This window comes from Curtobacterium sp. ME-Dv--P-122a (genome assembly GCF_030209645.1).
Classification (GTDB): Bacteria; Actinomycetota; Actinomycetes; order Actinomycetales; family Microbacteriaceae; genus Curtobacterium; species Curtobacterium flaccumfaciens.
In genome coordinates this window covers 132,014-154,432 of record NZ_JARVRO010000006.1, presented here as the reverse complement: position 1 = coordinate 154,432, position 22,419 = coordinate 132,014, and the positions used below count along the sequence as shown (strand labels likewise).

Here is a 22,419-nt window from a genome sequence, read left to right as displayed (position 1 = left end):
GACCGCCCGGTCAGGGCACCCAGACGACGATGCCGCGTAGGTCGTGGAGCACGGCGGCGAGTCCGGCGCGCAGGCCGCGGGCCGCGCGGTCCTCGGTGAAGGTCTCCGGGTCGTAGTGGCTCGACGGGCCGAGGCCTTCGCCGCGGAACCCGCCGCCCGTCCAGTCCGCCGCCGTGACGTTCGACGTCGGCTCCGCGATCTCGGCGCCGACGACCAGGAACTGCTGGTGGAGCGCGGTCGGTGAGACCGCCGCGAGCGGGTCGACCATGTGGTTGCCGACGGTGATGACCAGGTCGGGCTCGGCGTCGACGGCGCGCAGGACCGCGGCGATCCGGTCGTCGGGGCCCTTCGCCGAGACGGGGGTGACGGTGACGTCCTCGTCCGCGGCCCACGACTCGACGGCGTCGAGCAATGTCCGGGTCGGGGTGTCGGCGGCGTCCCCCGCGTCGGAGAGGAGCACGACGTCGTAGCCGGTGGGGGCGTGCACCCCGGACCAGGAACCGGGCTCCGGGTGGATGGTTGCCTCGGGCGCCGGCGGCTGGTCGGGGTCGGAGAACCCGGTGCCCAGGACCCCCGCCGAGGCGTGCGCCGACGCGGTCGCCGTCGGGCCGGTGCCGCCGGTGGCGCTGTCCGACGCCCCGGAGCAGCCGGCCAGCAGAGCGGTGCCGGCCGTGGCGAGGGCGACGGCGGTACACAGGACGGTCGTCCGGGTGGCGGGGCGGATCACGGCACCATGCAAGCACGCCCGACAGCCGCGCCGGGCCGGTCCGGGGACCTGTCCGACCGCCGTCCCGTTGCTGGTCACCGGTTGTTCACCTGCCGGTCGTCTGCGGGCCGGATCGTCTGCGCGTGCCCTCCGGAACCACCGCCGCGCTCCTGCGCGCCCGCCCTGCCCGCTCCTTCCCCCTGTTCGCGCTCGTCGCACGCGTCGTCGCCGCGCTCGTGCTGCTCGGGGTGGTCGTGATCGGCGTGCTCGCGGGGGCGTCACCGGCGTCGGCGCACGGCTTCAGCTCGGTGGTCCACGCCGACGTCACGTCCACGAAGCCGACCGTCGTGCAGGCGAAGCTCGGGCTCGAGTACGACCTGATGCTCGTCTCGGTGGCCACGAGCGAGCACGACGACGCGCTGCACGAGCGGGGGCAGCGGGCCTGGGACGACGGGGACTTCCCGGGGATGGTGACGGCTGCCGAGGCGCACACCGACGCGATCGGGAAGTACGTGTTCGACCGGTTCCGGGTGACCGGAGCCGGCGGGCAGGCCTGCACGGGCACGCTCGACGACACCGTCACGGTCGACCTGCAGGACGAGGTGCCGTACGCCCACGTGACCGCGGACTTCACCTGCCCGGAACCGTCCGAGACGCAGTCCGGGCACGTGGTGTCGTCGGAGCTGTTCCCCGACGACGAGACCTTCGTGCGCGACACCAAGACGATCGTCACCTACGACGTCGACGACCGGACGGGTTCGGCCACCCTCGACGCCTCGCAGCGCACGTTCTCGACCGAGCAGTCGGCGGGTGAGCGCTTCTGGGAGTTCTTCCGCCTCGGCGCCGAGCACCTGCTGACCGGGATCGACCACATCCTGTTCCTCGTGGCGCTCATCGCCGGGTCGCGTCGCCTGCGCGAGGTCGTCTACACGGCGTCCGCGTTCACGATCGCCCACTCGATCACGTTCATCCTCGCCGCCCTCGGTGTGGTGAGCCCGCCCGCGATCGTCGTCGAGCCGCTCATCGCCCTGTCGATCGCCGCGGTCGCCGGCTGGTACCTGTGGCGGCTCTGGCGTCGTCGATCGCGGGCCGACGAACTGGTGGTCGGTGAGCACGGACACTTCTCGCTCGACCGCGCCGGGTGGACCCGCCTGGCCGTCGTCTTCGCCTTCGGGCTCATCCACGGGCTCGGGTTCGCCGGGGCCCTCGGTATCCACGAGGCGTTCTCGTGGCAGCTGCTCGTCTCGCTCCTCATCTTCAACGTCGGCATCGAGGCCGTGCAGCTCGCGATCATCGTCATCGTCTTCCCGCCGCTCTCGCTGCTGCGGCGGAAGGCGCACCGGGTGTCGCTCTGGGTGACGGGCGCCGTGACCGCCGGTGTGTTCGTGATGGGGATGATCTGGTTCGTCGAGCGGCTCGCGGCGGGCTGACGCTCGCCACGGACCCGCTGACGAGTCGCGTTCGTTCCTGAACAGCGACGAACCGTCACTCAGCGTTTACCAAGACGTTTTGCAGTGCATGCAGAGTCTTCCGTGCTGCACCATCCCACGTCTGAGAAACGGACCAACATGAGTCTCCTGTCCGGCGCCACTACCCGGCGCAGAACCACCACCCTCCGCGTCTGCGGAGCCGTCCTCGGGGCCGCGCTCATCGCCGGTGCCTCGATGGTCGGCACGAACGCCGCCACCGCCGCGACGAACACCCCCACCACCAACATCTCGACCGGTGGCCCGATCCACATCCTGCTCGGCGTCGGCGCGACCGAGAGCCAGCGCATCGCCTCGTGGTACTTCCCCACGAACGTCGCGCAGTCGCTCGAGATCCAGAAGACCGCGTCCATGACGGACGGCGTCTTCACGGACGCCAAGCAGACGGTCGCCGCCTCGGAGGCCGCGAACACCGCAGCCGACTCGAGCGCGACCGACTCGAACACCAAGAGCATCCCGGGCATCGCCGCCGAATCGGGCTACATCAACGCGCACGCGACGATCTCGGCCCTCGAGCCGAACACCTCGTACACGTACCACGTCGGTGCGGCGGACGGCTCGGCCTGGTCCGCGTCGTACACCTTCACCACGAAGAGCTTCTCCGGCGACTTCGACTTCCTGTTCTTCGGTGACCCGCAGATCGGTTCGTCCGGCTTCACGGACGACGACGGTGCCGGCTGGGCGGACACGCTCAAGTACGCCACGTCGACCGAGCCGGACGCCGAGCTCCTGGTCTCCGGTGGCGACCAGGTCGAGCACGCCAACAACGAGTACGAGTGGGGCGCGTTCGCGGACAGCAGCGACGTGCTGAAGCGTTACCCGTGGGCCTCGACCATCGGCAACCACGACGTGGGTGGCAAGGCCTACGAGCAGCACAACCAGGTGCCGAACTCCCTCAAGGTGCCGGACTTCTACCCGGGCGGCAACACCACCGCGAACTCGGGTGGCGACTACTGGTACATGTACAAGGGCGTCCTGTTCATCGACATCAACTCGAACGCCTACGCGGCCGGTTCGGACGCTGCCCACGTGAACTACGTGCGCGACGTCATCAACCGCTACGGCGACGACGCGAAGTGGACGACGCTGGTCTACCACCACTCGATCTACTCGCCGGCCGACCACGCGAACGACCGTGACAACCAGCAGCGCCGGTTCGACTTCACGCGTTCGTTCTCGGACATGGGTGTCGACCTCGTCCTGCAGGGCCACGACCACTCCTACTCGCGCAGCTACGCGATCAAGAACGGCAAGAAGGCCAACGTCAACGAGCAGCCCGCTGCTCCCGAGGTCTTCTCCGGCCCCGGCGGCGTCATCTACATGACGGCGAACTCGGCCTCCGGCTCGAAGTACTACGACCTCACCGCCCCGGACGCCACCCAGGGCTACGGCGCGGACCCGCTCGACCCCAAGGGTGAGCGGCACTTCGCCAACTCGGTCGAGAACCAGGAGCACGTCCGCACCTTCGTGAAGGTCTCGGTCACCGACGACAAGCTCGCCGTCGAGAACATCCGCGCCAGCGACTGCACGACGCTCAACTCGGCGGTGCAGCACGGCAAGGTGGACAGCTGCGGTGTGACCCTCCAGCCGACGGCCACGGCCGACCCGGCTGCGATCGGTTCGACGGTCGACAAGTTCAACCTGCACGCCACGCTGCCGACGACGACCACCACGCTCACCGCGTCGGCCGCCGAGCAGACCTACGGCACCGCCAAGCCGGCCACGGTCACCGCGACCATCGCCGGTGGCATCGGTACCCAGCAGGGCACCGTGACGTTCAAGGACGGCAGCAAGGTCCTCGGCACCGCCCCGGTCAAGGACGGCGCGGCGAGCATGACGCTGCCGAAGACGCTCGCCATCGGCAAGCACGCGGTCACGGCCTCGTTCGTCAACGCGGACCCGGTGTACTCGGGAACGAACTCGAAGACGGCGAAGGCCATGACGGTCACCGTCGAGAAGGCCCCGTCCCGCACCGCCATCAAGTACAGCGGCGGCAAGGCGACCGTCCAGGTGAAGGCCACCGGCTTCAGCGTCGACGGCACCGCCCGGATCTACCAGGGCTCGAAGCGCCTCGCCACCGTCACGGTGGAGAACGGCGTGGTCACGTCGAAGCTCCCGCTGAAGAAGGGCACGCACAACCTGCACGCCGTCTTCGCCGGGACCTCGGAGCTCACCACGAGCACCAGCCCGACCATCACGGTCGTCATCAAGTAGCACCCGGCACCAGCAAGGGCCCCGCGATCCCGATCGCGGGGCCCTTCGCCGTGTGTCCGGGGGTGGGCGACCGGTCCTACCCGGGACCGGCGCCGCACCGGCTGACGGGAGACCCGAACTCCCTACCCGTCCGCTGGTGAGAGCGGCCGGTCAACCTGTGGTGATCATGCGCCTGCGTCCCCCGATCCGGCTGGGATCCGGGCCGATTGCCAGGCTTTGACCGGATGTGCAGACATTCCTAGGTCCTGGCTGTGCGGAAGCGCATACTTCGAGTCTCCGAGAATGCGCGCTCGTCGCCGACGACCCCTCGCCTCTCCTGCAGGCAGAGGCTGGCCGTGCACACTCACCAATCCCGACGAGGCTCGATCCTCGTCATCTCGGCGGCTGCCGTCGCCGCGCTGATCACCCTCGGAACCGGTGGCGGAGCATCCGCCGCCACGGTCATCGACGGTCCGGTCAACCTCGGAACCGCATCGACCTACGGCGTCCTCGGCGCGAGCGCGGTCACGAACACCGGCCCCTCCGTGATCAACGGCGACCTCGGGTTGTCACCGGGCACGTCCATCACCGGCTTCGGCGGCGCACCGAACGGCGTCGTCAACGGCACCACGCACCAGACCGACGCCGCGGCGGCACAGGCCCAGCGCGACACCACCACCGCGTACAACGTCGCCGCGTCGCTCTCCCCGACCCAGACCGGTCTCACCGAGCTGAACGGCCTCTCGCTCTCGCCCGGCGTGTACTCCGGCGGCGCCCTCGCCCTGGCGAACAACGGTGCGCTGACCCTGGCCGGCAGCGCGAACTCCGTGTGGGTGTTCCAGGCCGCGTCGACCCTGACCATCGGGTCCGCCAGCCAGATCGTGATCACCGGCGGTGCCAGCTCGTGCAACGTGTTCTGGCAGGTCGGCAGCTCCGCCACCGTCGGCACCGGCGCCCAGTTCCAGGGCACCGTCCTGGCGCAGCAGTCCGTGACCGCCACCACCGGCGCGACCGTGCAGGGCCGCCTGCTGGCCCGCACCGGCGCCGTGACCCTCGACACGAACACGATCACGGCCTCCAACGGCTGCCCCGCACCGGGCACGCCGTCCGAGTCGCCGACCATCACCTCGGGCACCCCGTCCGACGGCACCGTGGACGTGCCCTACTCGTCCACCGTCACCGCGACCGGCACCCCGAACCCGACGTTCACCGCCACGGGCCTGCCCGACGGCCTGACGATCGACAGCACCACCGGCGTCATCTCCGGCACCCCGACAACCCCGGGCACCTCGACCGTGACGATCACGGCGTCGAACGGCACCAGCCCGGACGACACCCAGACGGTCACCATCACGGTCCGTGCCCCGGCACCGGTGCCCACCGCGACACCCACCCCGACGGCACCCGCAGTGGTGCCCACCGCAACCCCGAGCGGCCCAGCAGGCGCCGGCGGTGGCGGTGGCGGCGGAACCGACCAGCCCACCGGTGAGCTCGCGTTCACCGGCTCGGACCCGACCGTCCCGCTGAGCATCGCCGCGGCACTCCTCGCCGCGGGTGCAACGCTCATGGTCCTGCTGCGTCGTCGTCGCCGCACCGTCGGCCGCATCTGATCGACCCGCACGATCGACGGCCCCGCGACCCTGGTCGCGGGGCCGTCTGCATGCGTCACCGGCCTTGCGATCGGTCCACGTGCCCGATTGCATGGGGGCATGCCGACCGATTGTGTCTTCGACGACGTGCCACGGGCCTCCCGGCTCGTCGAGGACGACCTGGTCGTCGCGCTGCTGGACGTGAACCCGGTCTCGCCCGGGCACAGCCTGGTCGTCCCGAAGCGTCACGTGGTGTCGTGGTTCGAGGCCACCGCGGACGAAGTGGCCGCGATGACGCGGCTCGTCCGCGCACTCAAGCTGGTGCTCGACGACCGGTACCGACCGGACGGGTACAACGTCGGGTTCAACGACGGCTCGGCAGCCGGGCAGACGGTGTTCCACGCCCACCTGCACGTGATCCCGCGGTACGGCGGCGACGTGCCGGACCCGGCCGGCGGCATCCGGCACACGGTGCCGGGCCGGGGGTACTACTCGCCCGGCACCCGGCCCTCGCACCCGTGAGGACCCTCAGGTACTGAGCCGCCACCTCATCCTCCAGGACGATCCGCGGCGAGCAGCGCGCTCCCTACTGTTGGCGACGGAGCGTGCGGTGGCGCATGCCCGTCGCACCAGGGGAGATCCGACGTGAACCGTTCGCCGAGACGCCGTTCCACCATCGCGCTGCAGATCGCGTGTTCGACACTCATCGCCGGGGCGCTCGCCGTCTCCGGCACGATCGCGGCGTTGCCGGCCACGGCCGCGCCGGGCGACGGGTCAACCGCCGCGACGGGGACGACCACGATCACGACGCCGGGCACGCCCGTCGCGCAGGGTGACGACTGGACGGTCACGCCGACCGACGGCGGGTACACCGTCGTCCTGACCCTCGCCGACCCCCTGCCGCTCCGGGCGGCGGCCCCCGTCCTGCTCGTGGACGGCACCGACATCGGCGTCGCGCAGACGAGCCTCGACCAGCGGCAGCTGACGGTCACCACGACCGACCCCGCGGTCGCCGATGCCCGCAGCGTCGAGCTTGGCTGGACGGGCGAGACCGACCTGCAGGGCAACCGGCAGGCCGCCACCGCGCCGCAGACGGTCGCGCCGAGCGAAGCCCCGGCACCGCTGACCGACGACCCGGCGTCCGCAGGCCAGTACGCGGTCACCCGGGCCGACTACGACCTGGGCAACGAAGCCGAGACGATCAAGGGCTTCGGGCGCAAGGGCGAGATGCGTGCCGCCGTCTTCGTGCCGAAGGACGCCCCGGGCAAGCGCCCGGTCGTGGTGTTCCTGCACGGCCGCCACGAGGCCTGCTCCGGCGGCACGTACAACCCGAAGGCGTGGCCGTGCGGGAAGGGACAGACCGACATCCCGAGCTACCTCGGCTACAACGCGGCGGCGACCGCGCTGGCGAGCCACGGCAACGTCGTCGTGTCGATCTCCGCGAACGCGATCAACGCCCTCGACGGCAGCTACTCGGACGACGGCGGAGCGGTGGCCCGCGGGCAGCTCGTCCTCGACCACCTCAGCCTGCTGCAGCGGGCGGACGCCGGACAGGAGCCCCGGCTCTCGCCGCTGCTCACCGGCAAGCTCGACCTGCAGGACGTCGGCCTCATGGGCCACTCACGCGGCGGGGACGGCGTGGTCCGCGCGGCCCTGCTCAACACGCAGCGCACGAACCCCTTCGGCATCCGTGCCGTCCTGCCCCTGGCACCGACCGACTTCGGGCGCATGACCCTGCCGGACACCAACACGGCGGTCGTCCTGCCGTACTGCGACGGCGACGTGTCCGACCTGCAGGGACAGCACTTCTACGACGACTCCCGCACCGCCTTCGGGGACGACGTGCTGCGCTCCTCGGTGCTGGTGATGGGTGCGAACCACAACTTCTTCAACACGACGTGGACGCCCGGCAAGTACGCGAAGGCGTCGTCGGACGACTGGTACGACGAGTCCGACGCGGTCTGCGGTGCGAAGGCGAAACACACCACGCGGCTGTCGTCCGACCGGCAGTACGCCATCGGCACGAGCCTGATCAGCGGCTTCTTCCGCCTGGCGCTCGACGGCGAGCAGCAGTTCCTGCCGATGTTCGACGGCACCAACCGCCAGCCCGCCGCCCTGGGCGCGGCCGACATCCGGGTGAGCGCTTCCCAGCCCGGCGCGAGCCGGCGCGACCTCGCCCTGTTCGACACCGCGAACCCGGCGATCACCACGACCGGTGCCCTGACGGCGAAGACCTGCGCGAGCACCGACAACCTGCCCGCGAAGCAGATCCTGCCGGCGTGCGTCTCGATCTCGTCCAACGCCCCGGACTACACCCCGGCTTACCTGGCGTCGTCGGTGCCGGCCACCCCCGCCCTGCACGTCTCGCCCACCAAGGCGGCGACCGGCGGCCAGGTGCACGTCCCGGTGGCTCCGGCGGCCGGTGACTTCACGGGGTTCCAGGCGCTGTCGCTCCGCCTCACCCCGGACGACACCGCGACGACGAACGCGAACGTCTCGATCACCCTCCGCGACGCGACCGGTGCCGTGGCGACCCGACGCCTGTCCGACACCAGCCGTGCCGGACAGCTGCTCCCCGGTACCCGGATGGCCCCGCGCAAGACGATCCTGCAGCAGGCGCGCATCCCCCTCGACGCGTTCACCGGCATCGACCTGACGTCGGTGCGCGAGGTGACCATCGACGTCCCGCAGAAGAACAGCGGGGTCCTGCTGAGCGACCTGTCGCTCGTGCCCGCTGCGACCCTCGGTACCCCGGTGGTCACGAAGCGTCCCGCCGCACGCATCGCGGACCGGTTCGTCGACGAGGGCCGCACGCGCACGGTGGTCCGGGCAGCGGTCGTGCTCTCCCGACCTGCCGAGCAGGCCACGACGGTGTCCTTCGACCTCGACCAGGCGTACGACGGGCGCATCCGCCCGGCGGTGCAGCCCGTCACGTTCCAGCCCGGCGAGGTCTGCCGCACGGTCGCGGTCTCGGTGAACGGTGACCGCACCCCGTCGTTCTCGCGGACGTCGGACTACGCGATGACCCTCAGCAACACCCAGGGCGGTTCGGTGATCGGTGACTCGGTCGGCACGATGCGCATCCGCGAGGACGACGGCGTGCGCAGCGTGAACGGACGGCCGACCGCGTCCGCTCCGGCGGTCGGGACGCCGGGTGACGCGTGTGCCGAGGCGCAGGCGTCCAGCACGGCCATCGCCGTCACGCCGACGAGCAGCCGGAAGGGTGCCAAGGTCGCGATCTCGGCGACGGGGTTCCGTGCCGGGGAGTCGGTCACCGTCAGCATCGACGGCGGTCGGGCCACCCGCACGACGGCCAACGCCGACGGCAAGGTCCGCCTGAAGATCACGAAGGCCGTGGCGGCGCTGGCGCCGGGCACGCACGTGGTGCACGCGCGTGGCTACGGCTCGGACCAGCGGGCCCGGGGCACCTTCACGACGACGAAGTAGCCGTGCGCGGTCCGGAGCGTCCCGAGCGAACCCTCAGGACGCTCCGGCCCCGATCAGGTCAGCGAGCGGGACGTCGTCGCGCGCCACGGCGGCGGCGACCTGGCTCAGCGAGCGCTGGGTGGCACGTGCGTAGCGACGGATCATCCCGAAGGCCTCCTCGACGTCGACCCCGGCCGCACGTGCGAGGTACCCCTTGGCCTGCTCGATGGCGACCCGGCTGTCGAGCGCACGCTGGAGCTGCTCCGCGGTGAGGGTCGCGTGCTCGAGGGTCCGTTGCTGCAACAGGCTGATGGTCGCGACGTCGGCGAGGGCCTGCGCGGCTCGGGCATCGGCTCCGTTCAGCGCCCCCTCGGTCTCGCGGAACAGGTTCAGCGACCCGACCGTGGTGTCCCGCAGCCGGAGCGGGATGGCGTGGACCCCCGCGTAGCCGCGAGCCCGCGATGCCTCGGCGAACCGCGGCCAGTGCTGCCGCAGGTCGTCCGCGTTCTCCGAGGTCACCAACCGGCCGGTGGTCACGGCGGTGATGCAGGGCCCCTCGCCGGCGTTGAGCTGGAGCAGACCGATGAAGCTGCTGCGCTCGCTCGTCGAGGCGACGACCCGCAGCTCGTCGTGCTTGTCGAGCAGGTGGATGGCGCCCGCGGCGGCGTCGAACAGCTCGACGGCCCGGTCGACCAGCGTCTGCAGGACGTCGACCACGTCGTAGTCCGCCACCAAGCTGTCGGTGAGGGTCACGAACGTCTCGACCAGTCGTGCTTCGCGTACCTCGGTCATGTGGGGAGCGGTCCTTCCGTCGAGCAGGCGGGACAACCGTAGTCGAGCAGCAGACACGCGGACCTGTGGCTTGCACCGAGGAGCGCGGCGGCTCTAGCGTTGGACCAGCAGCCCCAGACCCCGGCCGCCGGAACGTTCCTCCATTCCGATGACGACCAGGGAATCCATGACCACGCAGCACGCCGGTACCAGCCCGCAGCGGGAGACCAGCTCGAAACCCCTCACCGGCGGCTACCGGAAGACCGGCTCCCCGGCCGGGCCGCGGACCGGCGGCACCTCGTCCTACTCCGCGCTGTTGGCGCAGGTGAAGGAAGCCGGGCTGCTCGAGCGCCGTCGGGGGTTCTACTGGGCGCTGTTCTCCGCGCTCGTCGTGGCGACGGCCGCCTGCTGGGTCGCGTTCGCGTTCCTGGGTGACTCGTGGTTCCAGCTGATCGTGGCCGGTGTGCTGGGTGTGCTGTTCACGCAGTTCGCGTTCCTGTCGCACGAGGCCGCGCACCGTCAGGTGTTCGCGTCCCAGAAGTGGAACGACCGTGCTGGCCGCTGGGTCGGGACGTTCCTGGTGGGCCTCAGCTACTCGTGGTGGATGAACAAGCACACGCGTCACCACGGCAACCCGAACACCGTCGGCAAGGACCCGGACATCGCCCCGGACGTGATCCGGTTCCTGCCCGAGGACGCCGCCGCCGTCAAGAACGGGCCGCTCCGGGTGTTCGTGCAGTACCAGGGCTGGTTGTTCTTCCCGTTGCTCACGCTCGAGGGCATCAACCTGCACCGGGCCGCCGTCATGTCGGTGCTCCGCGGGACGGGTGGGCGCAGTGACGTCCGGGGGCGGGTCCTGGAGGGCATCCTGCTGGTGGCGCGGTTCGCGATCTACCTGACGGTGGTGTTCTGGTTCCTGCCGTTCGGGATGGCGTGTGCGTTCCTCGGCGTGCAGCTGGCCGTGTTCGGCGTGATGATGGGCGCTTCGTTCGCCCCGAACCACAAGGGCATGCCGACGATCGCGCACGACGCGAAGGTCGACTTCTTCTCCCGCCAGGTGCGTACCTCGCGCAACATCCGTGGCGGCTGGTGGGTGTCGTTCCTGATGGGTGGCCTGAACTACCAGGTCGAGCACCACCTGTTCCCGTCGATGCCGCGTCCGGCGCTGAAGCAGGCCCGCCTGCTCGTCCGTGACCACTGCGACACCCTCGACGTGCCGTACACCGAGACCACGTTGCTGCGCTCCTACGGCATCGTCGTCCGGTACCTCAACCGCGTCGGCCTCGGCGCCCGCGACCCCTTCGTCTGCCCGATGGTGTCCGAGCTCCGGATCCACTGACACGCCCCACCCCGCCCCACCCCGCACGCACCACACCCCGCCGAAGGAACCACCACCGTGAAGACCGTCATCGTCCTCGTCGTCCTCTGGGCAGTCCTGTCCATCGTCGGCTTCGCCCTGCAGGGCCTGATCTGGCTCGGCATCATCGGCATCGTCCTGCTGCTCGGCACGATCGTCTTCGGCGCCGTCCGCCGCAGCGGCAACAAGGCCCGCAACGCCGGCCGGACCAACTAGTCCGCCACTGGCGAAGCGCACCACCAGCAGGAATCCCCGCACCGAACGCATGCCGACGCCCCCGAACGAACCCGGCCCGCCGCGCGCCGCCGTGGTCGTGAACCCGACCAAGATCGACCCAGCCCGGCTCCGGGCCGTGCTCCGCACCGAGGAGCGCGCACATGGATGGGCCGAGTCGCTCTGGTTCGAGACGAGCGCTGACGACGACGGACGGGCGGCTGCCCGGGCCGCGCGCGACGCCCACCCGAGCGTCGTCCTCGTCGCCGGTGGCGACGGCACGCTCCGGGTCGTCGCCGCGGAACTCCGCGGCACCGGGACGCCGGTGGCGCTCCTCCCCAGCGGCACCGGCAACCTGTTCGCGCGGAACCTCGGTCTGCCCCTCGGCGACCTGGTGCGATCGGTTCGAGCGGGCTTCAGCGGGACGGACCGCCCGATCGACGTCGGGCTGGCCGACCTGACCGACCCGGCGGGCACCACGACGTCGCACGCGTTCCTGGTGATGACCGGCATCGGGCTCGATGCGAGCATGGCCGCGGACACGAACGCGTGGGTGAAGAAGCGGTTCGGATGGGTCGCCTACTCGGATCCCATCGCCCGGTCCGTGATCGGCAACCGGCAGATCCCGGTGCACTACGGGATCGACGACGGCCCGCTCCGCAGCATGAGCGCCCACACGATCATCGTCGGGAACTGCGGCACCCTGACCGCGGGCATCCTGCTGCTCCCCGCGGCGCGACCGGACGACGGCATCCTCGACGCCGTGGCGTTCCGGCCGGCCGGGTGGTTCGGCTGGACCAAGGTCGGGTACGCCCTGACGCTCAACCGCTTCTTCGCGCGCACCCGGTTCGGGCGACTCCTGGCCCGGGTCCTGCCGGCATCACGTGCGCTCCGGTACACGCGGGCGAGGACGCTGCGGCTGACCGTCGACACCCCGGAGCGTGTGCAGCTCGACGGCGACGCGTTCGGCGAGGTGGTCGCGGTGACGCTCACCACCGACCACCACGGCCTGGTGCTGCGGACGGAGCCGGACGGGCCGCGGACCCGACGGGCCTAGCCGGTGCTGCCGAGGTCGGCGCCCCGGTGCACGACGTCCTCCGCCATGGCCCGGATCCCGCGGCCCGCACCGGCAGCAGCACGTCGCAGGATCTGGAACGCCTCGTCCATCCGGATGCCCCGTCGGTACGCGAGTGCACCCTTGGCCTGTTCGAGGAGTTCCCGGGCCTCGAGCGCGTCCTCGACCTGTTCCTCGATCGTGGTCGACACCCCGCGGTCGCGCTGTCGCACGAGGGCAGCCGAAGCCGCGTCGGCGAGCAGCTGCATCAGCACGACGTCCTGGTCACTGTGCCCGCGGGTGTGGTCGGCGAAGACGCACAGCGAGCCGATGGTCCGGTCCCGCAGGCGGATCGGCTCGGCGAACGTGCCGTGCAGCCCGTGTTCGCGCATCGTCTCCGAGAACGCCGGCCACTCCGCATGGTGGGTCGACACGTCGGGCACGTCGATGGTCTTCCCGGTCCGGTAGCAGTCGAGACACGAGCCCTCGTCCGTCCCGAGCTGCGCTTCCTCGGCCTCGCTGCTGCGCTCGCTCGTCGAGGCGACGACCTGCAGCACGCCGGACCGGTCCGCGAGCACGACCCCGGCTTCCGTCGCCGAGGTCCCCTCCACGCACGCCGCGATGACCCGGTCCATGGCGTCGAGCACCTCGAGGTCTGGGTCCAGAGCCGGCATCAACCGATCCGGCAGGCTGATCGCGTCACTGGTCGTCATGCTTCGACGCTACGACCAGACGGATGGCGCACGGCCCAGCCAGTTCGCGTAGCGGACGACCGCCAGCAAGCCCGCGACGGCTCTTCCGGGAGCCGCGTCCGTCGAAGTGCGGACTGGTGCGACCCCTGGCCAGGGGGTCAGGATGACGCATCAGTTGCACAGAGCAACTGGCAGGTGCTTCACCGACAGAGGAGTCGTCATGAAGAAGTCCATCGCAGCCGCGTTCGCCGCGGTCGCCGTCATCACCGCCGGCGTGTTCGCCGCTTCGCCCGCGTCCGCGCTGCCCGTCAGCACGAAGGTCGTCGGCGGCGAGAAGGCCCCCACCACCTCGTGGGCGGTGCAGCTCGAAGCCTCCGGCGGGAGCATCCCCTCGGGCTACGTCAGCAACTGCACCGGCGAGCAGCTCAACGCCTCGTGGATCCTCACCGCCCGGCACTGCATCGACGGCATCGGTGCGATGAACGTCTACCACTCGAACTCCACCCTCAACCGCGGTACGGCCGTCGCCGTCGACCGCGTCAGCGCCTCGCCGGCGGGTGACATCGCGCTCGTGCACCTGCGGACCGCCTACTCGCTGTCCACCTACGCACCCCTCGACCTCACCGCGACGGCCAAGTCGAGCGGCACCGGCACCATCCAGGGCTACGGCCTGCGTGCCAACGCGACCCAGTCCGACGGCCTGTACCAGGCCACCGTCTCGCTCACCGGCGCGAGCACCGACGCCTTCGGCGGTCGTGCCCAGCACCTCACCGGCGTGACCGGTGCCTCGAACCACGGCGACTCGGGCGGCCCGCTGCTCGTCAACGGCAAGGTCGTCGCCGTCTGCTCCACCGGCGACAGTGCCGACCCCGGCGCGAACACCAAGGCCGGCTCGAACTACGCTCTGCTGTCGCAGGCCTCGTCCTGGATCAAGACCACGGCCGGCGTCTGAACCACCTGACGGACTGGAGGCGCGGTGCCAGCTGGCACCGCGCCTCCTGTCCGTCCCCACCCGTCTCCAGGGCGTTGCTCGCCTGTTCGGCCTCCGTCAACCACCAGCTGAGCGCCCGTGCGGGCGCCGCGACGACAGTGGAGCCATGAGCCAGTACGAGAAGCGCGATCCGAACACCCTCTACCCGGCACCGCCGTACCCGAAGCAGGAGCAGTCGCTGCCGGGCGCCGCGTGGAAGATGGACCCGAAGCCCGACCACGGCGAGGAGAGCTACACAGGGCTCGGACGGCTGAAGGGGTACCGCGGCATCGTCACCGGTGCCGATTCCGGCATCGGCCGTGCCGCCGCCATCGCCCTGTCGCGCGAAGGTGCGGACCTGGTGCTCTCGTACCTGCCGGACGAGCAGGAGGACGCGGAACAGGTCCGCGACCTGCTCGAGTCCGAGGGTCGACGGGCCGTGCTGTTCCCCGGGGACATCTCCGACGAGCAGTACTGCACGGACCTGGTGCAGAAGGGCGTCGACGAGTTCGGCGGCCTCGACACCCTGGTGATGGTCGCGGGGCGCATGGAGAGCAACGAGGACATCCTCACGCTCGACACGTCGATGTTCGACTCCACCTTCAAGACCAACATCTACTCGCTGTTCTGGCTGACCAAGGCCGCCGTGCCGCACCTCGAGCCCGGGTCGACCATCGTGACGACCGGCTCGATCCAGGCGTCCACGCCCTCGCCGGACAAGATCGACTACGCCGTGTCGAAGGGCGCGATCAAGCTCTTCACCGAGGCCGTCGCGCAGCAGCTCGCGCCGAAGGGCATCCGTGTGAACTCCGTCGCACCGGGGCCGGTGTGGACGCCGCTGCAGCCGGGTTCCGACGACGCCGAGACGGTGTCGCACTTCGGTGAGAGCTCGCCGTTCGGCCGTCCCGGGCAGCCCGCTGAGCTCGGTGCCGCCTACGTGCACCTGGTCAGCCCGGAGTCGAGCTACCAGTCCGGGTCGACGATCACGATCGCGGGCGGGACGCCGGCGTTCTGATCTGCCGTTCTGGGCTTTTGGCGTTTTCGAGTTCTTGCGTTCGAGGAAGGGGACCACGTGTCCGGAGTGACGCACACCGTGCTGGTCGAGTGGGACGGGGAGGACCGGTCGTCCGAGGCCTCGGCCCTGTCGCGTGAGCACCTGCCACGGGTTGAGGGGGTCGAGTCGGTGCAGGCCGGCACGAGCGTGAGTACCGAGGGGCTGGAGGGCGGGTTCCACTGGATGCTCGTCGTCCGGTTCCGCGATCGTGCAGCGCTCGCCGGGTACCTGCCGCACCCGGAGCACCGGCCGGTGGCCGAGTTCATCGGCGCGGCGAGTGCGCGGGTCGTCGTGTTCGACGTCGAGGACGCCGACTGATCGCTGCGTCGGAAGCTGTGTAACGCTCTGGTTGCGATGGCGGACGAGGGGTTCCGTTCTTCGTGGAGGCTCGACGTACGGTGGATCGGCCATCGCAACGGCGCGGGGGTCGTCGGCCGGCGCTGCGGCTCTCCGGAGCCCGCGCCGGTCGGGTCCCCGCCTGCGGGCGGGGACCGTTCGACATCCGCCGACGGAGGGAAACAGACGATGCCCGGCAACCCGAACCCGTTCGTCCACGACGGCGCGAAGATCCTGCTCGGCGAGGCGGGAGCGGCGCACTGCGACGAATGCGGGGACGCCGTCCGGCTCGACCCGCGGATCGGCAGCTGGAGGACCGTGCAGCAACCCGGCCCCCAGCTCCCGCCTGACCGGCAGCGGCGCAGTGCGGCGGGGGCAGCGTGAACGGCACCGCCCGGACCGCCGGGGTGGCCCTCGGGCTCATCGCAGCGATGGCGCTGACCGCCTGTTCCGGCTCACCGGCCGCGACGCCGACCCGGACTGCGACTGCGACTGCGACCGCGACCCCGGAGGCGCCGGGTGACCCCGACAACGCGACTCCAACTGCGACCCCGACCGCGACGGACACGGCCTTCAGCCTGTCGGACCCCGCGACGTGGACCATCTCGACCGACGAGGTCGGACCGATCGCCCTCGATGGTCCGGTGCAGGGCGAGATCGACGACCTGGCTGCTGCATACACCCGGAGTACGGATGCGTGTCCGGCCAGCCCGGAGACGACCTTCTGGGAGCGGTCCGACACCCCCGGCCTCATCGTCATCCCCCGCGACGGCAAGGTCGCCGGGGTGACCATCGGTGGGGTGGGGTCGGACCCGGTGACGACGAACTCGCCCGAGACCGACGCCGGGATCGGCATCGGAGCGCCCCTGACCGAGGTGCGCTCCGCGTACCCGGACCTGCAGTACACCGGAACCTACGGTGAGGACCAGGGGCCGTACTCGATGTGGAGCGTGCAGGCCGACGGACGCTACATGACGTTCCAGCTGGGGACGGACGGCACCACCGTGGGTGCGATCTGGGTGGGGTCGGTCGCGATGTTGCCGTACGAGTACTGCGCCTGACGCTGCGCTACCTGCTGACGGGTTCGGCTCCGAGCACGCCGAGCAGGGCCAGGGCGTCGGCGTCGGGTGAACCGACCGGGGCCGTGTAGAGCACCAGGTGCTGGTCGCGGTCGGTGAGCGCGAGGCTGTCGCAGTCGACCGTGACCGATCCGACCGACGGGTGCCGGAAGGTCTTGGTGAGCACGGGTGTCATCTGCACGTCGTGCTGGTCCCAGAGCCGCCCGAACTCGCTGTCGCCCGCACCGAGCTCCTCGATCAGGTCGCCCACGGCGGGGTCGTCCGGGTACCGGGTCCGAGCCGCTCGGAGCTGCATGACGACGTGGCGCCGGAACTCGGCGCCGTCGGAGATCCCGTAGGGCGGCGGAGTCTCCGGCCCGGGGTGTGCGGGGAACGCCCGCCGGGCCAGGTTCCGCTCGGCCGGATCGAGCTCCGAAAAGTCCTCCATGAGCGCTGCGGCGAGGGGGTTCCACGCGAGCACGTCGAAGGTGGCGGACAGGACGATCGCAGCGGTCTGCGGCAGCCGGTCCACGAGCGCGAGGATGCTCGGCCGGACGTCACGGCGCACCCGGCCCAGCTGCAGTGCGGCCGTGCCGGCCAGTGCGTGCAGGTGGTCGGACTCCGCCGGGGTGAGCAGGAGCGCCCCGGCGATGCCCGCGAGGACCTCGGCGGAGGGTCGGGGCGCGCGGCCCTGCTCGAGCCGGACGTAGTACTCCGTGGAGATGTGGGCGAGGACCGCCACTTCCTCACGACGGAGCCCCGGCGTCCGACGACGTGGCCCCGACGGCAGCCCGACGTCCTCGGGGCGCAGGCGTTCGCGTCGAGAGCGGAGGAACGCGGCGAGTTCCGGCTTGTCCATGGCACGAGTCTCCACCGGTTCGCGGCTCGGATCCTGGTACCGCTCGTACCTGTATCCGGTCGGTGGTCCGGCGTGACGCTGATCCCATGAACAACGACACCACCACCAGTCCCATCGGCCTCCTGTCCGACAAGGTCGTCCTCATCACCGGCGCGAGCCGCGGCATCGGTGCGGCGGCCGCCCGACTCTTCGCTCGGGAGGGGGCTCGGGTCGTCCTGGCCGCCCGCAGCACCGACGCACTCGACACCGTCGTCGCCGACGTCCGAGCGGCTGGGGGCACCGCCGATGCCGTCGCACTCGACCTCGCCGACCCCGCCAGCATCCGTGCAGCGGTGGCTCGCGTCGACGAGCTGCACGGTCGGCTCGACGGGGCCTTCAACAACGGCGCGACCATCCAGCAGCCCGGGCCGCTCGACACCACCAGCGATGAGGACATCGACACCCAGTTCGCGGTGAACTTCCGCGGACACTGGGTGGCGATGAATGCCGAAGCCGAACTGATGCGTCGCGGCGCAGGCGGCGCCATCGTCAACACCTCCAGCATCGGCAGCCGCCGCGCCAACCCGGCGCTGCCCGCCTACGGTGCGATGAAGCGTGCGCTGAACAGCATCACCGAGACCGCGGCCGTCACCTGGGCTCCGGCGCACATCCGGGTGAACGGCATCACCCCCGGCGGCACCGCGACCGAGATGATCGACGCATGGGAGGCGGCGACGCCGGGCATCGTCGACCAGATCAACGCCACGGTGCCGCTCGGTCGGATGGCCGAGCCCGAGGAGGTCGCCGAGGTCGCGGCCTGGCTGCTCAGTGATCGCGCGTCGATGGTCACCGGGGCGATCGTCCCCGTGGACGGCGGTGCGGGCGCCTGACGCCGAACGCTCCGGGCCCCCTGGCAGGATGACGGGCATGGCCAGCGCAGTCCGTCTCATCCGGTCCGACGTCCTGAGCGACGCGGCGCAGTACGCGTACGCGTCCACCGTGCCGGCCGGGACGCGGCTCGTGTTCCTCGCCGGGGCCTGCCCGCTCGCCGCGGACGGGTCGACCGTCGCGCTCGGCGACTACGCGGGCCAGGCTGCCCGGTGCATCGAGACGATGCAGGAGGCGCTGCGTGCCGCAGGTGCGTCCATCGAGGACGTCGTGAGCACCCGGGTGCTCGTGGCGTCCTCACGGCAGGCCGACCTCGTCGCCGCATGGCAGGTGGTGCGCGATGCCTTCGGCGCGCACGACGTGCCGAGCACCCTGCTCGGGGTCACGGTGCTCGGCTACGACGACCAGCTGGTCGAGATCGAAGCCGTCGCGGCCGTCGCCGACGGTCAGCCCACGTGACGACGCGAGGTGTCGAGGTTCCCGCGCTCCCGCGCCTCGCGCACGCTCGCCTCAGAAGCCCGGACCTGCTTTGACCAGGGCGATGCCGACACCGACGAGCGCGAGGACGAGGCCGGCCACGAACGTCCGCGGGGACGGGTTCTCCCCGCGGAGTCTGGCCACGACGGGCCCGAGGAGGGCGAGCCGGACCACGAGGTACGCGATCGCGATGATCTCGGCCGCGAGCCCGGACGTGCCGGTCAGCCAGGCGTAGGCGAGGACGGCAGCCGGCAGGAGACCGGAGGTGAGGATGGGCAGCGAATCTCGCAGCTCGGCGCGGACGGTCTCCCCGGTGAGGCGGTGGTCGCTCCGCGCACGTCGTCCGACCGATTCGGCGAAGGTGTGTGCGAGGAAGGTCGAGAACGCGGTGGCGAGGACGTACCAGAGCCCCCGACCGCTCTCGGCGGTGTCCGGGACCATGGGTGCGATCGTGCCGAGGATCACGATGTTGCCGTACACGAACGCGGTGATGCGGCTCGAGGCGTCCTCACGCGACAGGCGGTTCCGGCCCACGGAAGTCCTCTCGTGCGGGCTCAGTAGTACTCACCCTGCCGGTAGTCCCAGCTCGTGAACGTGTCCGCGAGCAGCCCCATGATCCGGTCGACGTCGAGCCCCTTGCGGATCAGCGTCGGTGCGGGGACGACCGATCGGCGTCCGTCCTGCAGCGGGATCAGGGTCCCCGTGCTGTCGACCATCGACACCATGACGCCCTGCTCGTACCGCGTCTCGGCACTCTGCTCCGGCTGGATGGACGCGACGTAGTCGTCCGCCTCGACGATCACGTCGGCGCGCTCGGCGATGCGCTCGCCGATGCCGTCGACCACGCCACGGTTGCCGGTGCCCGACGGGTTGGCCGAGCTCGCGAAGGCGAACTTGCCGTGCTCGGTCCAGAGTTCGCGGGCGGCGAGCTCACCGGGGACGCCGAACTTGATGACGAAGCAGGACGTGCCACGGGTGTCCATCATGAGTTCGTCGGAGCCGTCCGCCGGCAGTGCCGCTCGGCCCTCGTCACTCCAGGGCAGGATGCACCCGAGCAGGATGTCCTCGTCCCAGCACCGCTGGTACAGGGCGTCGATCTCGGGGGTGAGCTGCGCGATGCTGCGGAGCATCTCGAGCGAGCTCACGAGCACGACGCCCGGCTTGTTGCGGTTGCGTTCCTTCGCGTCGAACTTGCGCTCCAGACCCGCGCGGTCCGAGGTCATCAGGATGTAGCCGACCTTGGTCGGGACCACCGCCAGCCCGCCGTCGTGCAGCAGCGCGTCCACCGCACTGCGCGGCACGCCACCGTCCCAGTGCACCCGGTTCATGCTGACCTGCGTGTCGTCGTTCATGCCCGTCCTCGTCCCACTCTGGAGTCAGACGATCGTCTGACAGCGGGAGCCTATGGACGGTGTCCGAGCCGGACAAGGGCGAAGGGCGCGACCTGTGGGCCTTCTCCGAAGGGTTCAGGCGGGCTCGCAGTGAACGGCCGAGGTCAGTCCGCGCCGAGCCGCGCCCAACCAATGAGTCGCGCACAACCAAAGCGCCCCCGCGCCACGTGGTCGCGCGGTTCGAGGACACTTTGGTTGTGCGAGGCACACAGAAATCGCCTGCCCCCGCCTCACTCCACCAACGACTGCGTCCCCACCACGATCGCCAGCGCCAGCCGCTCCGCGTCCACCGACCCGGGCTCGGCCGTGTACGCCAGGATCCGCAGGTCCTCGGGCCCGACGACCAGGGTGTCGCAGTCGAGCGTGATCAGCCCGACGTCCGGGTGGTCGATCACCTTCCGGCGGGCGGTCTCGCCGAGCGCGGTCGCACCCGAGTCCCACAGCTCGACGAACCGCGGGCTCGCCGCCCGAAGGTCCCGCACGAGCTGCTGCAGCTGGCGGTCGAGCGGGTAGCGCGCCGCGGTCATCCGGAGCCCCGCCACCAGGTTCGCCTCGAACGCCGCCTGCTCCTCCGGCGTGTGCACGGCTCGGCTGCCGGATCCGACCAGGTGCCGCCACGCGGTGTTCCGGTCGTTCCCGCGCAGCGCGCCGATCGGCCCCATCAGTGCGTCGTACGGGGCGTTGGCGACGAGCAGGTTCCCCGCGGCGTCGAGGACCGCGACCGGGGTGTCCGCCAGCCGGTCGAGCAGTCGCTGCACGCTCGGCGGGATTCGCGACGGGACCACGTCGGCACCGGGGAGCGCGTGCCCGGCGAGCCGGTAGAGCAGCTCGCGGTCGGCATCAGCGACCCGCAGCGCCCTCGCGAGCGCCTCGACGACCTGGGCGGACGGCGTGGTCGCCCGCCCCTGCTCGAGCCGGGTCAGGTAGTCGGCGGAGATCCCTGCGAGCCCGGCCAGTTCCTCTCGGCGCAGACCGGACGCACGCCGACGCGACCCGACGACCACTCCCGCCGCCTCGGGGGAGACGTGGTCGCGCAGTCGCCGCAGGGTGTGCCCGAAGTCCGTGTCCGCCATGTTCCCAGTCTGCGCGCGACGGTCGACCGGGTCCTGGCCCTGCCGGTCCTACGACAACCGGGCGACTCCCTGCGGTCGCCGCCGAGCACGACGCTGGAACCATGACAACGACACTCATCACCGGGGCCACCCGCGGCCTCGGCAAGGAAACCGCCCGCCAGCTCGTCGAAACGGGCCACACCGTCTGGATCGGGGCCCGCGACGCCGACCAGGGCGCCGCGGTCGCCGCCGAGATCGGCGCCCGCTCCGTCCAGCTCGACGTCCGCGACGACGACTCGGTCGCCGCGGCCTTCGCCCACGTCGACGCGAACGGCGGACTCGACGTGCTGGTCAACAACGCCGGCATCGCCGTCTGGGGGCAGAGCGGGCCCGAGGCGCTCGCGGTCTTCGACACGAACGCCGTCGGCACGATCCGCGCGACCGAGGCCGCGCTGCCGCTCCTGCGTCGCTCCGCGAACCCGATCGTGGTGAACCTGTCGAGCGCGCTCGGCTCCTTCACCGCCACCCACGACCCGTCGAAGCCGGCGTTCAGCGTGCCGGCCGTGGTCTACGGCGCGTCCAAGGCCGCCGTCTCGATGCTGACGGTGCAGTACGCGCGCGTCGTGCCCGAGGTGCACTTCGTCGCGATCGAGCCCGGTTACACGGCCACCGAGTTCGGTGGCATGCCGAACCCGCACGGTCGCCCCGTCGAGGTCAGCGCTGCGACGATCGCGGCCGCCGCGAGCGCGGGCCCGGAGGGCCCCACCGGCGTGTTCCTGGAGGACGGCCAGACGCTCGGGTGGTGACGCCGTGACGGCCTGGAGGCCCGTGGCGGCGCCGCCACGGGCCTCCAGGCCGTCATCCGCT

General features: G+C 71.1%; 23 protein-coding genes. 16 read left to right on the top strand and 7 right to left on the bottom strand.

The annotated features are described in order from the left end of the window. Positions 1-10: 10 nt before the first annotated feature. Entirely contained in the window at positions 11-727 is a 717-nt protein-coding gene (locus tag QRN49_RS05530; protein WP_282819219.1) for a type 1 periplasmic-binding domain-containing protein, read from the bottom strand. A gap of 122 nt (positions 728-849) precedes the next feature. Here QRN49_RS05530 and QRN49_RS05525 point away from each other — a divergent pair, with 122 nt between their 5' ends. The 5 genes from QRN49_RS05525 (at position 850) to QRN49_RS05505 (ending at position 9,422) form a co-directional block, all read left to right on the top strand. Then, positions 850-2,136 carry a HupE/UreJ family protein gene (locus tag QRN49_RS05525; RefSeq protein WP_282819218.1) on the top strand — a complete coding sequence of 429 codons (1,287 nt, stop codon included), beginning with the start codon at positions 850-852 and terminating at the stop codon, positions 2,134-2,136. Between the two features lie 138 nt (positions 2,137-2,274). Continuing rightward, a complete protein-coding gene (locus tag QRN49_RS05520; protein WP_284754305.1) occupies positions 2,275-4,407 on the top strand; it encodes an Ig-like domain repeat protein in 2,133 nt (710 codons plus the stop codon). Between the two features lie 335 nt (positions 4,408-4,742). Then, complete coding sequence (locus QRN49_RS05515; protein WP_194652901.1) at positions 4,743-5,996, top strand: ice-binding family protein; 1,254 nt, start codon at positions 4,743-4,745, stop codon at positions 5,994-5,996. Positions 5,997-6,095: 99 nt separating this feature from the next. Further along, positions 6,096-6,497 carry an HIT family protein gene (locus tag QRN49_RS05510; protein WP_111094439.1) on the top strand — a complete coding sequence of 134 codons (402 nt, stop codon included), beginning with the start codon at positions 6,096-6,098 and terminating at the stop codon, positions 6,495-6,497. Between the two features lie 123 nt (positions 6,498-6,620). Next, on the top strand, positions 6,621-9,422 hold the full coding sequence (locus tag QRN49_RS05505; protein ID WP_284754304.1) for an alpha/beta hydrolase: 2,802 nt from the start codon (positions 6,621-6,623) through the stop codon (positions 9,420-9,422). A gap of 33 nt (positions 9,423-9,455) precedes the next feature. Here QRN49_RS05505 and QRN49_RS05500 read toward each other — a convergent pair whose 3' ends face one another. Further along, complete coding sequence (locus tag QRN49_RS05500) at positions 9,456-10,193, bottom strand: GAF and ANTAR domain-containing protein (RefSeq protein ID WP_111024077.1); 738 nt, start codon at positions 10,191-10,193, stop codon at positions 9,456-9,458. Positions 10,194-10,359: 166 nt separating this feature from the next. Between QRN49_RS05500 and QRN49_RS05495 the strand changes: the two genes are divergently transcribed. From QRN49_RS05495 to QRN49_RS05485, 3 genes are read left to right on the top strand one after another with little or no spacing between them, the layout of a single operon-like run. Next, complete coding sequence (locus tag QRN49_RS05495) at positions 10,360-11,511, top strand: fatty acid desaturase family protein (protein ID WP_284754302.1); 1,152 nt, start codon at positions 10,360-10,362, stop codon at positions 11,509-11,511. A 57-nt stretch (positions 11,512-11,568) separates the two neighbouring features. Further along, positions 11,569-11,745, top strand: coding sequence for a hypothetical protein (locus QRN49_RS05490; RefSeq protein WP_284754301.1), 177 nt, complete (start codon positions 11,569-11,571; stop codon positions 11,743-11,745). 49 nt (positions 11,746-11,794) lie between these two features. After that, on the top strand, positions 11,795-12,799 hold the full coding sequence (locus tag QRN49_RS05485; protein WP_259531728.1) for a diacylglycerol/lipid kinase family protein: 1,005 nt from the start codon (positions 11,795-11,797) through the stop codon (positions 12,797-12,799). Here QRN49_RS05485 and QRN49_RS05480 read toward each other — a convergent pair. Continuing rightward, a complete protein-coding gene (locus tag QRN49_RS05480; protein ID WP_284754299.1) occupies positions 12,796-13,509 on the bottom strand; it encodes a GAF and ANTAR domain-containing protein in 714 nt (237 codons plus the stop codon). The two genes, QRN49_RS05485 and QRN49_RS05480, sit on opposite strands and share 4 nt — an antisense overlap. A 199-nt stretch (positions 13,510-13,708) precedes the next feature. Here QRN49_RS05480 and QRN49_RS05475 point away from each other — a divergent pair, with 199 nt between their 5' ends. The 5 genes from QRN49_RS05475 (at position 13,709) to QRN49_RS05455 (ending at position 16,909) form a co-directional block, all read left to right on the top strand. Then, on the top strand, positions 13,709-14,440 hold the full coding sequence (locus QRN49_RS05475; RefSeq protein ID WP_284754298.1) for a S1 family peptidase: 732 nt from the start codon (positions 13,709-13,711) through the stop codon (positions 14,438-14,440). Positions 14,441-14,585: 145 nt separating this feature from the next. Further along, a complete protein-coding gene (locus QRN49_RS05470) occupies positions 14,586-15,473 on the top strand; it encodes an SDR family oxidoreductase (protein ID WP_027467207.1) in 888 nt (295 codons plus the stop codon). Between the two features lie 57 nt (positions 15,474-15,530). Further along, positions 15,531-15,830 (top strand): Dabb family protein, encoded by a 300-nt coding sequence (locus QRN49_RS05465; RefSeq protein WP_181435955.1) that lies wholly within the window; start codon positions 15,531-15,533, stop codon positions 15,828-15,830. Positions 15,831-16,037: 207 nt separating this feature from the next. Beyond that, on the top strand, positions 16,038-16,232 hold the full coding sequence (locus QRN49_RS05460) for a hypothetical protein (protein ID WP_071404793.1): 195 nt from the start codon (positions 16,038-16,040) through the stop codon (positions 16,230-16,232). Continuing rightward, positions 16,229-16,909 carry a hypothetical protein gene (locus QRN49_RS05455; RefSeq protein ID WP_284754293.1) on the top strand — a complete coding sequence of 227 codons (681 nt, stop codon included), beginning with the start codon at positions 16,229-16,231 and terminating at the stop codon, positions 16,907-16,909. The genes QRN49_RS05460 and QRN49_RS05455 overlap by 4 nt, the downstream gene beginning before the upstream one ends. Positions 16,910-16,916: 7 nt before the next feature. On the opposite strand, the gene QRN49_RS05450 is transcribed toward QRN49_RS05455, so the two are convergent. Beyond that, positions 16,917-17,765 (bottom strand): helix-turn-helix transcriptional regulator, encoded by an 849-nt coding sequence (locus QRN49_RS05450; protein WP_284754291.1) that lies wholly within the window; start codon positions 17,763-17,765, stop codon positions 16,917-16,919. Positions 17,766-17,851: 86 nt separating this feature from the next. On the opposite strand from QRN49_RS05450, the gene QRN49_RS05445 reads away from it, so the two are divergent. Beyond that, positions 17,852-18,634: an SDR family NAD(P)-dependent oxidoreductase gene (locus QRN49_RS05445; RefSeq protein ID WP_194623299.1), complete on the top strand. Its 783-nt coding sequence runs from the start codon at positions 17,852-17,854 to the stop codon at positions 18,632-18,634. A gap of 37 nt (positions 18,635-18,671) precedes the next feature. After that, on the top strand, positions 18,672-19,091 hold the full coding sequence (locus tag QRN49_RS05440; protein ID WP_284754287.1) for a Rid family hydrolase: 420 nt from the start codon (positions 18,672-18,674) through the stop codon (positions 19,089-19,091). Between the two features lie 51 nt (positions 19,092-19,142). Here the strand turns inward: QRN49_RS05440 and QRN49_RS05435 are convergent, their stop codons facing one another. The 3 genes from QRN49_RS05435 to QRN49_RS05425 form a co-directional block, all read right to left on the bottom strand. Further along, the gene (locus QRN49_RS05435) at positions 19,143-19,643 is read right to left on the bottom strand and encodes a hypothetical protein (RefSeq protein ID WP_284754285.1); all 501 of its coding nucleotides are present in this window, start codon (positions 19,641-19,643) and stop codon (positions 19,143-19,145) included. Between the two features lie 20 nt (positions 19,644-19,663). After that, positions 19,664-20,461, bottom strand: coding sequence for an L-threonylcarbamoyladenylate synthase (locus QRN49_RS05430; RefSeq protein WP_111054793.1), 798 nt, complete (start codon positions 20,459-20,461; stop codon positions 19,664-19,666). A gap of 269 nt (positions 20,462-20,730) precedes the next feature. Next, the gene (locus tag QRN49_RS05425) at positions 20,731-21,573 is read right to left on the bottom strand and encodes a helix-turn-helix transcriptional regulator (protein WP_284754282.1); all 843 of its coding nucleotides are present in this window, start codon (positions 21,571-21,573) and stop codon (positions 20,731-20,733) included. A 101-nt stretch (positions 21,574-21,674) separates the two neighbouring features. Between QRN49_RS05425 and QRN49_RS05420 the strand changes: the two genes are divergently transcribed. Continuing rightward, complete coding sequence (locus QRN49_RS05420; RefSeq protein ID WP_284754280.1) at positions 21,675-22,358, top strand: SDR family NAD(P)-dependent oxidoreductase; 684 nt, start codon at positions 21,675-21,677, stop codon at positions 22,356-22,358. The last annotated feature ends 61 nt before the right edge of the window (positions 22,359-22,419 follow it).